The 13,183-nt window shown below is 75.4% G+C and carries 3 protein-coding genes (1 of these 3 only partly in view); all 3 read right to left on the minus strand.

The genetic code is table 11. The features are described 5' to 3' along the window. On the minus strand, positions 1-4,474 hold the 5' portion of the coding sequence (locus ITI46_RS08855; RefSeq protein ID WP_209238887.1) for an SDR family NAD(P)-dependent oxidoreductase. It extends 10,562 nt beyond the left edge of the window; 4,474 of the gene's 15,036 nt are visible here — the first part of the coding sequence; its start codon is at positions 4,472-4,474; the stop codon falls past the left edge of the window. Further along, positions 4,464-11,924 (minus strand): type I polyketide synthase, encoded by a 7,461-nt coding sequence (locus tag ITI46_RS08860; protein ID WP_209238888.1) that lies wholly within the window; start codon positions 11,922-11,924, stop codon positions 4,464-4,466. The genes ITI46_RS08855 and ITI46_RS08860 overlap by 11 nt, the downstream gene beginning before the upstream one ends. Beyond that, positions 11,921-13,183: nitric oxide synthase oxygenase (locus ITI46_RS08865; RefSeq protein ID WP_209238889.1), on the minus strand; the 1,263-nt coding region annotated here is incomplete at its 5' end. The genes ITI46_RS08865 and ITI46_RS08860, both read right to left, overlap by 4 nt.

A 13,183-nucleotide genomic window follows, 5' to 3' on the forward strand; every position in this document is an offset into this window, starting at 1 on the left:
CTGCGTCGGCGCCATCGCCGGGGTGCTGCTGCTGTGTCGCGGCGGGCGCCAGGGAGAAGGTGTCCAGCGCGGTGAGAGTCGTCCCCGGGTCGCCCGGCACGACCAGCAGCGCGCCCGGACGGTGCTCCAGCGCGGCGGCGAACGCCGCGGCGCCGTCCCGGGTGGAAAGCTCACCGAGGCCGTAGCGCGACAGCAGGGCCGCCGCCGACCTGTCCTGCTGCCGCATACCGCCGTCCCGCCAGCGCGGCCAGGCCAGCGCCACGCTGTGGCCGGGCGCGCCGGAGGCGGCACGCCGCTCCGCCATGGCGTCCAGTACGGCGTTGGCGTAGGCGTAGCCGGTCTGGCCGGGATTGCCGACGACCCCGGCGACGGAGGTGAACAGCGCGAAGAACTCCAGCGGTTCGTCCAGGGTGGCCGCGTGCAGCACCTCGGCACCGCGCACCTTGGGCGCCAGTACGGCATCGAGATCCGCGTCGGTGATGTCGGCCAGCAGCGCGTCCCGCAGTACGCCGGCGGCGTGCACCACTCCGTTGACGCCGCCGTGCTCGGCCCGCACCCGCGCCACCAGGGCCTCGACCTGCGCCTGGTCGGTGACGTCGGTCTGGTGGTAGGTCACCGACAGTGCGCTGCCCGCCAGTTCGTCGATGGCGGCGCGTGCCCGGGGCCGCGGCTCGGCGGAGCGGCCGGTCAGCACCAGGTGGACGCGAGCCCGGTCGGCGAGGCTCGCGGCGATGCTCAGACCGACACCGCCGGCGCCGCCGGTGACGAGGTACACCCCGCCGTCGCGGGGCGCCCAGCGCGCTCCGCCGGCCGCGGCCCGACGGTACCGGCGCAGCCGGCGCACTCCGTCGCGGTGGCGCACCACCGGGTCGGTCGCGGCGAACTCGGCGGGCAGCACCTCGTCCGGGCCCTCGACCACGCTGATCCGCAGCCGCGGGTCCTCCGCGTTCAGGGTGCGGGCTGCCCCGTCGAGCCCGAGCGCGGACGGCGCACCGTCGTGCGCCATCACGATCCGCACCGGCGCCGACGGTGCGATGGCCGGCAACGCCCTGCACAGATGCACCAGCGAGCGGACCCCGCGGTCCACGTCGCCCTCCGCAACCGTGTCCGGGTCCGCGCCCCGCGCCCATGTGTGGAGCACCCGGTCCGGGCGGAGGCCGTCCCGGGCGAGGGCATCCAGCAGCCGGGAGTAGTGCTCGGCGCGGCCGGGTGCGATCTCGTAGCGCAGCCGGTCCACCCGGCGGAAGTCCGCACCGGCGGCGACCGTCACGACCTGTTCGCCCACCCCGGCGTGCGCGGAACCCGCCGCGGAATCGCCGAGGACCGGGGAGTCGCCGAAGACGAGGCAGGTGCCGCTCAGTGGTCCGGGCGCGGCGAGGTCCGGGCCGGGCTCCCAGTGCCGGGCGACCAGCGCTGCACCGCGGTCGGCTGCCGCCTCGGTGTCGCCCACCGTGCGCAGCACCGCACCGTCGAGGCGGACCAGGGTCTTTCCGTGCTGGTCGAGGAGCTGGATGTCGGCGGTGACGCCGCCCGGTGCGGCGGAGGTCCGTACGTGGGCCGTGGTGGCGGTGTCGGCGGCGCCGTCGAGTACGAGAGTGTCCACCGCGACCGGCAGCAGCAGGGTGCCCGGCTCGGCCGTGTGCAGGACGGACACGGCTGCGGCCTGGAGCGCCAGGTCGAGGAGCGCCGCCTCACGTTCGAACGCGGTACCGCCGGTCGGTGCCGTGAGTTCCGCGACGGCCGCGCCGTCCCCGACGGTGACCCGGCGCAGACCGCGCAGGCCGGGGCCGTGGTCCAGGCCGCCCGCGCGCAGCAGGTCGTAGCAGTCGGCGTGCCCGACCACCGTTCCCCCGGCGACACGGACCGGCTCCTTGGCGGAAGCGGCTTCGGGGGTGCCGGCCGGGCCGGTGAGCGCGCTGCCCGCGCTGTAGGTGACGCCGTCGGCGGTGATCTCGAACCGGCCCCCGTCGGCCGCCTTCGCGGTCACCGACAGCGTCCGCTGACCCGGCACCTCGCACAGCCGGTCGAAGGTGACCCGCCGCAGCCCGGTGACGCCGGGGTCCAGCGCCCGCAGGGCCGACAGCCCCAGCAGGCTCCCCGCGGCGGCCGAGAGGGCCGGAACGCCCCGGACCAGGTGCTCGGCGAGGAACGGTTCGGTCCCGGTGACGGCCACCTCGCGGGCGTGCACCGCCACCGCGCCCGGCACCCCGGCGTCCGCCTCGGCCGCCGTCCTGGGCGGCGCCGACGCCGAGTGCCGCCCGGTGGCGGCCAGCCGGTACATCGCGGTCTCGAACGGGTACGTCGGCAGGACGACGCGCCGCGCCGGCCGCTGCGCGTACACGGCGTTCCAGTCGGGGGTGGCTCCCGCCTCCCAGGCCCGGCACAGCGACTCGGCCGGGGACTCGTCGGCCAACGCCACCGCGTCACCGGGCAGTTCGGACAGCGGATGGACGGGGAAAGCGGAACCGGCGGGCTCGACCGGCGTCTTCGGGCCGTCCCACACCCGGCGGGCCGTCGCCAGGTCGCACGCTCCGGCGACCGCGTAGGCGATCCCGGCCGACCTGCGGCACGCGTACGCGGCCTGTGGGGCAAGCCCCCAGCTCAGCCGCAGCCGGGCCAGCGTGTACAGCAGGGTGAAGGCGGGCGCGGCATCGCCGCACTCGGCCGCGAAAGCAGCGGCGGCGGGCTCGGTCTCCAGCAGTTCCGCCAACCGGGCCGCGGCCTCGGCCTCGGGGACGCCCGCGTCGAACGCGAACACCACCGCTGCCCCGGCGCCGGGTTCCGCGGGTTCGGACAGCCGCCGCAGCAGATCGTCGCGGTCGGCGGCGAGAATCGCCCGCCGGTGGCGGAGCGCGGCCCGGCCGACGGCCAGCGTGTAGGCCACATCAGCCAGGCCCGTCTCCGGGTGGTCGCGCAGGTGCCCGGCGAGATCCCCGGCCACACGCCGCAGCGCGGACGGAGTCGCGGCCGACAGCACAACCGGCAACCCGTCGGCAGCCCTCACGCCCACCGACGCACCCTCACCGGCCTGCCCGAGCTCACCGGACTGTTCACCGCTGTCGGCCTGCCCGAGCTCACCCGACTGCCCCTGGCCATCGGCCTGTTCGAGGATCACGTGCGCATTGGTGCCGCTGATGCCGAACGCCGAGACGGCGGCGCGGCGGGGTGCGTCGCGGTCGGGCCAGGGCTGTGCCTCGGTGAGCAGCCGTACCGGGCCGTCCGCCCAGTCGACCTCGTCGGTGGGGCGGTCGACGTGCAAGGTGCGCGGCAGTACCCCGTGCCGCAGCGCCATGACCGTCTTGATCACGCCGGCCACACCGGCCGCGGCCTGCGCGTGGCCGATGTTCGACTTCAGCGAGCCCAGCCACAGCGGCCGGCCGGCGGGGCGCTCGGCGTAGCCCGCGCGCAGCGCCTCCACCTCGATCGGGTCGCCGAGGGTGGTGCCGGTGCCGTGCCCCTCGACCAGGTCGACGTCGGCGGGGGCGAGCCGCGCGTCGGCGAGCGCGTCGGCGATGAGCCGCTGCTGTGCGGGGCCGCTCGGCGCGGTGAGCCCGTTGCTGGCGCCGTCGGAGTTGACGGCGCCACCCCGCACCAGGGCCAGCACCTGGTGCCCGTTCCGCCGGGCGTCGGAGAGCCGTTCGAGCAGCAGCAGCCCTGCGCCCTCGGCCCAGCCGGTGCCGTCCGCCGCTGCGGCGTATGACTTGCACCGGCCGTCCCTGGACAGCCCGCGCTGCTGGGCGAACTCGACGAACACCCCGGGCGAGGTCATCACCGTCGCGCCACCCGCCATGGCCAGATCGCACTCCCGCAGCCGCAGCGCCCGCACCGCCTGGTGCACGGCCACCAGCGAGGACGAGCAGGCGGTGTCCACGGTGACGGCCTGACCGTGCAGTCCGTACCGGAACGCCAGCCGGCCGGAGGCGACGCTGAGTTCGGTGCCCGTCAGCAGATAGCCGGCCGACTCCTGGTCCGCCTCCCCCAGCCGCGGCCCGTACTGGTCGCCCATCGCGCCGACGAAGACGGCGGTGGCGCTGGAGCGCAGCGAGTCGGGGTCGATGCCCGCGCGCTCCAGCAGCTCCCAGGAGATCTCCAGCAGCAGCCGCTGCTGCGGGTGCATGGCCGCCGCCTCGCGCGGGCTGATACCGAAGAACACCGGGTCGAACCCGAAGGGGTCGTCGAGGAAGCCGCCGGCGCTCGCGTAGGTGCGGCCCGGTACTCCCGGCTCGGGATCGACGAGGGCCGCGATGTCCCAGCCGCGGTCCTCGGGGAGCCCGCCGACGGCGTCGGTCTCCTCGGTCACCAGCCGCCACAGGTCTTCGGGGCTGCGCACCCCGCCGGGGTACCGGCAGCCCATGGAGACGATCGCGATGGGCTCGTGTGCGGCCTCGGTGACGGCGTGCAGCCGCTGCCGGGTCTGCTGCAGCTTGGCCGTCGCCCGGCGCAGGTAGGCGACGAGCTCGTTCTCATCGGCCATCGGAGCCCCCTTTGAGGAAGACCGCCGCATCGGAGCCGTCGGGTCGGCCGGTGTCGATGCCGGGGTCGGGGTCGGAGTCGATCAACTCGAACAGCTCGGTGACGTCCGCTTCGGTCAGGATGTGTGCGATCTCCTCGGCGCCGGTGCGCTGCGGCTCCTGCGGCATGCGCGGCGGCTGCTGCGCCCCGCCGGAGTCGTCGGGGGTCGCGGCCGGGGCGTCGGGGGTCGCGGCCGGCTCGTCGCCCCCGGCCGGCTGTGCCTGGCCGGTCAGCCCCAGCTGGTCGAGCAGCCGGTCGGCGAGCTGCGCGGGGGTGGGGTGGCTGAAGACGACGGTCGCGGGCAGCCGCAGCCCGGTCAGCGCCGCCAGCCGGTTGCGCACCTCGACGGCGATGAGGGAGTCGCAGCCGAGCGCCTTGAACGAGGCGGTCGCATCGACCGCTTCGGGCGTGCTGTGTCCCAGCGCGGCCGCGGTGTGCTCGCTGACGAGGGCGACCATCCGCTCGCGCTGCTGGGCGACGGGCAGGCCCGACAGTTCGTCGGTCACCGAGCGCGCCGGGGCCTGCCGTACCGCCGGGCGCGGACGCGCGGGCGCGATCCCGCGCAGCATGCCGGAGCCGCCGGTGCCGTGCAGCCGGGCCGCCACGACCAGCGGTGCCTGGGCGCGCAGCGCCGCGTCGAACAGCCGCAGCCCGGTGTCGGTGTCCAGCTCCCCGATGCCCGCGGCGGCGAGCCTGCGGATCGCGGTCTCGTCCAGCTGGCCGGTCATCCCGCTGCGCTGGGACCACAGCCCCCAGGCGATCGAGGTGGCGGGCAGTCCCTGCGCTTGCCGCGTGCGGGCCAGCGCGTCGAGGACTCCGTTGGCCGCCGCGTAGTTGGCCTGTCCCGCGGTGCCGAGCAGCCCGGCGACCGAGGAGAACAGCACGAAGACGGCGACCGTCGGGATCTTCGCCGTCAGTTCGTGCAGTGCCAGTGCCGCTGCCGCCTTGGGCCGCATCACGCGGTCGAGCGCCGCGGCGTCCATGGTGGACACCAGCCCGTCGTCGAGCACCCCGGCGGCGTGCACCACCCCGGTCAGCGGATGCTCCTCGGGGATGGTGCGAAGCACCCTTGCCAGGGCCGTACGGTCGGCCGCGTCGCAGGCCACCGCCTCGGCCTCGGCACCGAGGGCGGTCAGCTCGGCGACCAGCGCGGCGGCGCCTGGGGCCCCGGGGCCGCGCCTGCTGAGCAGCAGCAGGCGGCGGACGCCGTGCGTGGTCACCAGGCGGCGGGCGACGAGCGCGCCGAGTCCGCCGGTGCCGCCGGTGATCAGCACGGTGCCGCCGAGCGGGCTGCCGGCGCCCGGCTCCTGCCCCGCCGAACGGCGCAGCGCGGGGGTGGAGAACGTGCCGTTCCGCTCGCGCAGTTGGTCCTCGCCGGTGGCGACCGCCGCGGTGACCCGCGCCGGGTCCGGGTCGGCCCCGTCGGCGTCCAGGAGCAGGAACCGTCCGGGGTTCTCGGTCTGCGCCGACCGCACCAGGCCCCACACGGCCGCGTGCCCGGGGTCGGACAGCTCCCCGTCGCCGCCCGTGGTCACCACCGCGAGACGGGAGGCGGAGAACCGCTCCTCGCGTACCCAGGCGCGTACCACGTCGAGTACGCGCGTGGCCGCCGCCGCGGGTTCCTGCCCGGCCGGGCAGCCGAGTACGGCCACGGAGGGGACCTCTGCGGGCAGTTCGGCACCGAGCACGAGGGGGGTGGGCGGCTCGGTGCCGGTGGGCCGGTCACCCGCTTCGGCGACCTCGGTCCAGTCCGGTGCGAACAGCCCGGCGGAGCCGGTGAGCAGCTCGGGTGCGACCGGGCGCAGCGCGAGGTGGTCGACGGTGAGGACCGGCGCCCCGTCCTCGTCCCATGCCGAAAGCGCCACGGCGCCGTCCTCGTCCGCGGGTGCCAGCCGTACCCGCAGGGCGGTCGCGGCGTTGTCGAAGAGCCGCACCCCGGCCCAGGAGAAGGGGAGTTTGCAGGTCCCGTCGTCGGCTTCGCGCAGCCAGATCCCGTGCAGCGCGGCATCCAGCAGCGCGGGGTGCAGGCCGAATCCCTGCGGCGAGCCGTCGGAGCCGTCGGAGCCGTCCGGCAGCGCGACCTCCAGCCACAGGTCCTCGCCGTCGGTCCAGGCCGAGCGCAGACCGCGGAAGACGGGCCCGTACTCCAGGCCGACCGACCGCAGCCGCTCGTAGTGCCCGGCCACCGGTACGGCGGTCGCCTCGGGAGGCGGCCATGCGCCCGTGCGGGACGGCTCGCCGGCCGCGCCGGGTTCCACCAGCGCCGTGGCGTGCCGCGTCCACACCGCGCCGTCCTCGTCGGCGCGGCTGTGCACCGTCACCGTACGGCGGCCCCTCTCGTCCGGTTCGGCCACCACCAGCTGGATGCGCAGCGCGCCCTGCGCGGGCAGCACGACGGGGGCGTCCAGCACCAGTTCGGCGACTCCGGGGCAGCCGGTCCTGCGGGCGGCGCACAGCACCAGTTCGAGGCACGCCGTTCCGGGCAGCACGACGGTGTCGAGCACGGCGTGGTCGGCCAGCCAGGGCGTGCCGTCGAGGGAGAGGCTTCCGGTCAGTACGGCCCCGCCCCCCTCGGCGATCTCGACGGTGGCGCCCAGCAACGGGTGCGCGGCCGCCTCCAGTCCCACTGCCGCGAGGTCACCGGCGCCCGCGGGGGCTGTCAGCCAGTGCGACTCCCGCTGGAAGGGGTAGGTGGGCAGCGGGACCGCGCTGCCGCGTACGGACGTGGACCAGTCCACCGGAAGCCCGTGCGCGTCCGCTTTCGCCAGGGAGCGCAGGAACCGCTCGAGGCCGCCTTCGTCGCGGGTCAGCGACTCCACGAGAGTGACGGGAGTGGCTGCCTCGTCCGCGCACTCGGCGATGCCGGACAGTGCCACCGGGTGGGGGCTCAGTTCGATGAAGGTGTGGTGCCCTGCGGCGAGGAGCGCGCCGACCGCCTCGTCGAAGCGCACCATCTGGCGGAGGTTGCGGTACCAGTAGTCGGCGTCGAGACCGGCGTCCGCAACGAAGCCGGCGTCCACCGTGGACATCAGCGGCACGGCGGGCACCCGGGGGGTGACACCGGCGAGTTCGGCGAGCAGCTGTTCCCGCAGCTCGGCGACGTGCGCGGAGTGTGACGCGTAGTCGACCGCGATGACCTTGGCGCGTACCCCGTCCGCGACGCACCGCTCCACGAGCGCGGCGACCGCCTCGGGTTCACCGGAAACGGTGGTGGCGTTGGGGCCGTTACGTACGGCGACCGACACCTTCTCCCCCCACTCGGACAGCAGCGGGAGCACCTGGTCCGTGGGCAGCGCGACGGAGGCCATCGCACCGCGCCCGGCCAGTGCCACCAGGGCCCGCGAGCGGCGGGCGACGACCAGCGCGGCGTCGTCCAGGCTCAGCGCCCCGGCGACGCAGGCGGCGGCGATCTCGCCCTGGCTGTTCCCGACCACGGCGGCCGGCTCCACGCCGTGGGCCCGCCACAGTTCGGCCAGCGCGACCATGGTGGCGAACAGCACCGGCTGCACCACGTCGACCCGGTCGAGCCCCGGCTGCCCGGGGTCGCCGCGCAGCACTCCGGTCAGGCTCCAGTCCACGTGGGCGGCGAGCGCGCGCTCGCACCGGGCGACCGACTCGGCGAACGCGGGTGCGGAGTCGAGCAGTTCGCGGCCCATACCGGCCCACTGCGCCCCCTGGCCGCCGAACACGAAGACCGGACGGTGCTCCTCCAGTGCGCTGCCCAGCACCACGGAAGGGTCCAGGCCACCTTCCGCGAGAGCCGCCAGCCCGCGCAGCAGCTGCTCGCGAGCGGTGCCGGTGACGGCGGCGCGGCGCGGGAAACGAGTGCGGGTGGTCAGCAGCGAGTGCGCCACGTCGGCCGGGTTCCAGTCGGTGCCGGCGGTCAACTGGGCGTGCAGCCGGGCGGCCTGGTCGCGCAGCGCCGGCTCGGTGCGGGCGGAGAGGGCGAGCACCACCGGGGCCTCGGCCCCCGGCGACTCGGCACCCAGCAGCTCGGACCCCGACGACTCGGCTCCAGGCAGCCCGGCACCCGGCTCCGGCGCGCCGGCCGACTGCCTGTCGGCCTGCTGCTCGTCGGCCAACTGCCCGTCCGTCTGCGGCGGCTGTTCGAGGACGACGTGCCCGTTGGTGCCGCTGATCCCGAAGGAGGAGACGGCGGCCCGGCGCGGGCGATCGGTCCGCGGCCACGGCACCGCCTGTGTCAGCAGCTCCAGCCCGCCGGCGGCCCAGTCGATGTGCGGGGAGGGCCGCTCGGCGTGCAGGGTGGCGGGGAGTTCACCGTGCCGCAGCGCCAGCACCATTTTGATCAGCCCGGCAAGTCCGGCGGCTGCCTGGGTGTGGCCGATGTTGGACTTGACCGAGCCGAGCAGCAGCGGCCGACTGGCGGGCCGTCCCGCGCCGTAGGCGGCCAGCAGCGCGGTCGCCTCGATGGGGTCGCCCAGCGCGGTGCCCGTGCCGTGCGCCTCGACAGCGTCCACGTCGTGCGGGCCGACGCCCGCGTCGGCGAGCGCCTCGGCTATCACCTGCCGCTGGGCCAGACCGCTGGGCGCGGTCAGCCCGTTGCTCGCGCCGTCGGAGTTGAGCGCCGAGCCGCGCACCACCGCCAGCACCGGGTGCCCGTTGCGCCGCGCGTCGGAGAGCCGCTCCAGCACCACGGCGCCCGCACCCTCGGCCCAGCCGGTGCCGTCGGCGTCCGCCGCGAAGGCCCGGCAGCGCCCGTCGGCCGACAGCCCGCCCTGCCGCGCGAACTCGGTGAACATCCCCGGCAGCGGCATCACGGTGACCCCGCCGGCGAGGGCCAGCGAGCTCTCCCCGCTGCGCAGCGACCGGCAGGCCAGGTGCACGGCGGCCAGCGAGGAGGAGCAGGCCGTGTCGACGGTGATCGCGGGGCCGCCGAGGCCGAGTACGTACGCGAGCCTGCCGGACAGGACACTGGGGGTGCCGCCGGTGAGCAGGAAGCCCCCGGCCGCGTCGGCCTGTTCGTGCAGCCGGGCGCCGTAGTCCTGTGCTGTGGCGCCCGCGAAGACCGCGGTCCGGGTGGAGCGCAGCGTTCCGGGCACGATCCCGGCCCGCTCGATGGCCTCCCATGCCACTTCGAGGAACAGCCGCTGCTGCGGGTCCATGGCGGCGGCCTCCCGGGGGGAGATGCCGAAGAACTCCGCGTCGAAGCGGTCGATCTCTTCCAGGAACCCGCCGGGGCGCAGACCGGTCACCCCCATCCGCTCCCAGCCGCGCTCGGCGGGCGGCGGGGTGATGGCGTCGCGGCGGTCGGCCATGAGCTGCCACAGGTCGTCCGGTGTCCGCACCCCGCCGGGGAATCTGCACCCCATGCCGACGATCACGACGGGGTCGTCGGCCTCGTCGGGAGCTGCTGCCGGGACGGCGGCGGGCTCGGGCTCCGCGCGCGCCGTCTCCGCGAGGTGCTCGGCGAGGGCGGTGGGGGTGGGGTGGTCGTAGAGCAGGGAGACCGGCAGGTCGGCGCCGATCTGCTCCTCGACGAGATCCCGCAGCTCCAGGCCCATCATCGAGTCGAAGCCCTGGTCGCGGAACGGCACATCGGGCGCCACGGTCTCCCCCAGCACCCTGGCGGCCAGGTCGAGCACCGTGCCCAGCGACGCTGCTTCCCCGGCGGCGGGGGCGGCGACCGGCCCGCTCTCCGGCGCCGTGGTCTCCGGTTCCGTGGTCCCCGGCGCCGTGGTCTCCAGCTCGGCGGGCCAGTACCGGCGGCGCTGGAAAGGGTAGGTGGGCAGCGGCACCCGCCGCGGCGTGTGCCCCGCGAACACCTCGGCCCAGTCCACCTGTTCACCGGCCAGGAAGCGGTCGGCCGACTGCCGGACCTGCGCGGGAACAGCGGAGTCCGCTGCCTCGGTCCGCACCGCCCCGGCAGCGTCGGACAGCTCGTCCAGGCGGCTGAGCAGTCCGGCCCGGTCGCGGGCGAAGAGGACCGCACGGCAGGGGTGCGCGGTGCGCGCGGTGGCGAGCGTGAAGGCCACGTCGAGGCAGCGGAGTCCGGGCCGTTCCGCCACGTACGTGCGCAGCTCGCGGGCGGCCCGGGCGAGCGCTTCTGGGGTCCTCGCCGAGAGCGCGTACGGCAGCGGCGCCGCGCTGTCCGCACCCGGCGCCGGCTCGTGGCTCCCGTGCCCGGTGAGGACGACATGGCAGTTGGTGCCGCCCATGCCGAACGAGCTGACGCCCGCGACCGGCGGCGCGTCCGGGTCCGGCCACGCGGAGGTGCGGGTCAGGACCGAGAGGCCCAGGCTCTCCAGCGGCAGCCGGTCCGGGGGTGCGGTGAAGTGCAGGCTGCCGGGCAGCTTCCGGTGGTGCAGCGCCAGTACGGTCTTGACCAGCCCCGCCACCCCGGCGGCGCCCTCCAAGTGGCCGATGTTGGTCTTCACCGAGCCCACCGGCAGCGGGCCTGCCGCGCGGCCGGCGAACACCTCGCCGAGTGCGTGTGCTTCGGCCTCGTCGCCCGCGGGGGTGCCGGTGCCGTGGAGTTCCACGTACTGCACCTCGGCCGGCCGCACTCCGGCGGCCCGGTGAGCCGACCTGATGAGTTCCACCTGGGCCCGCCGGTCGGGCGCTGCCATCTCCTCGCCCGCGCCGTCGTGGTTGACCGCGCCGGCCCGGATCACGCAGTACACCCGGTCGCCGTCGGCGAGCGCCGCGGCGAGTGGCTTGAGCACGACCAGAGCGCCGCCTTCGCCCCGTACGAACCCGTCGGCGTCCCGGTCGAAGACCCGGCACCGGCCGCGCCGCGAGAGCACTCCCATCCGGGCCGCGGCCAGTTGGGTGTCCGGCGCCAGTGCCAGGTTCACCCCGCCGGCCAGTGCCAGCTCGCACTCGCCTGCGCGCAGGCTCGCGCACGCCAGGTGGACCGAGACCAGCGAGGAGGACTGTCCCGTGTCGACCAGCAGGCTGGGGCCGCGCACGCCGAGGTGGTGCGAGACCCGGTTGGCGATCACGCTGCGCTGGAGTCCGGTCATCGCGTGGTGGGACAGCTCCCGGGCTCCGCCGCGGGAGACCAGCAGGGCGTAGTCGTCCGAGAGGGATCCGACGAACACGCCGACCGGCTGCCGGCGCAGTTCGCCGGGGACGATGCCGGCGTCCTCCATCGCCTCCCAGGCCAGCTCCAGGGCCAGCCGCTGCTGCGGGTCCATGGCCACCGCCTCGCGGGCCGGGATGCCGAAGAAGTCCGCGTCGAACTCGTCCACCGAGTCCAGGAATCCGCCCTGCTCGGGCAGCCCGGGACCGGTCGGTACGGCGGCGGTGCGCCGGCTCGCCGACGGCGCGGCCACGCTGTCGGTCCCCGCGGTCAGATTGGCCCACAGCTGGTCCGGCCCGGCGGCTCCGGGCACACGACATCCCATCCCGACGACCGCGATGGGGTCGGCGGGTCCGGTTTCCCGCGTCATCCGGTGATACCTCCTGGGGGCTGTGGACCGTCTGGCGCGGGGTGGTCCTCGGCGGGGTGCGCCGCGGGGTGCTGCTGTCCCGTGACGGGGCACTCCCTGCGCAGATAGTTGGGGCGCAGGTCCCCTTCGTCGTAGTAGCGGTGGAAGACGAGGGTGGCCGAGCCGGAGATCGGCGGCACGATCCACGACCAGTCGGTGGGGCAGCTGCGGCCGGCCTCTTCCTCGCGCTCGACGTGGGTGAGGAACCGCTTGGCCTCGGTGTGGTGGTCGGTGATCTTGACCCCGGCCCTGGCGAAGGAGTGCAGCACGGCCACGTTCAGCTCGACCAGCGCCCGGTCCCGCCACAGCGAGGCGTCGGAGCTGGTGTCCAGCGCCATCTTCGAGGCGACCACCGGCAGCATGTCGTAGCGCTCGGTGTCACCGAAGTTCCGTGCGCCGATCTCGGTGCCCATGTACCAGCCGTTGAACGGCGCCGCCGGGTAGCGGACACCGCCGATCTCCAGGTCCATGGCCGAGATCACCGGCACCGCGTGCCAGCGCAGCCCCAGCCCGGCGAACCAGGGATAGCGGGGGTGGGACAGCTCGACCTCCAGCACCGCCTCAGGCGGCAGCTCGAACAGCTCGATCCCGTCCCGTTGGGTCTCGATCACCAGCGGCAGCACATCGAACCGGGTCCCGGGCCCGCCCCGCCACCCGTGCCGCAGCGCCAGCTCGGTGATCCCGGTGTTCAGCGGATCGCCGAGGACACTGCCGTCCGGGCGGGTGTAGCCCGCGTAGCGGATGAGCTGTTCGTTGTGGAAGCGGGGGCCAGGGGCCCCGGGCCGGTCCGGTGCGAACACCGTGATGGTGGGCCGGATCCGCCCGCCGCCGCCCGCCTCGGTCAGGTGCTTGACCGACTCGGCTGCGATGTCAGCGGCATCCCGGGTGGAGCGCCTGTCCCGCACCCGCAGGCTGCGCCAGTACAGCCTGCCGATGCAGCGGTTGCTGTTGCGCCAGGCCACCCGCGCGCCGAAGGTCAGCTCCGCCGCGGTGTGGGTGTAGGTGCCGGTGTCGGCCACCTCGGCGCGGATCTCGGCCATCCGCTGTGCTGCCGAGCCGTCCCGCCCCTCGCCCTCCCCGTAGAACAGGTCGATGAACTGCTCCGCCTCCTCGAGGACCCGTCCGGTGTCCCAGGTGGGCGCAGCACCGACTGCCTCCGCCGCGGGCGGAGCGGTGCCGGTGGAGCGTTCGACGGCACGCCGAAAGAGACTGTCACTGAG

Origin of the sequence: Streptomyces oryzae (assembly GCF_017676365.1) — a bacterium.
GTDB classification, from domain to species: Bacteria; Actinomycetota; Actinomycetes; order Streptomycetales; family Streptomycetaceae; genus Streptomyces; species Streptomyces oryzae.

Excerpts from the sequence above, each read along its gene's own strand:
- ITI46_RS08860 (WP_209238888.1), bottom strand. The coding sequence starts at position 11,924 with ATGACGCGGGAAACCGGACCCGCCGACCCCATCGCGGTCGTCGGGATG.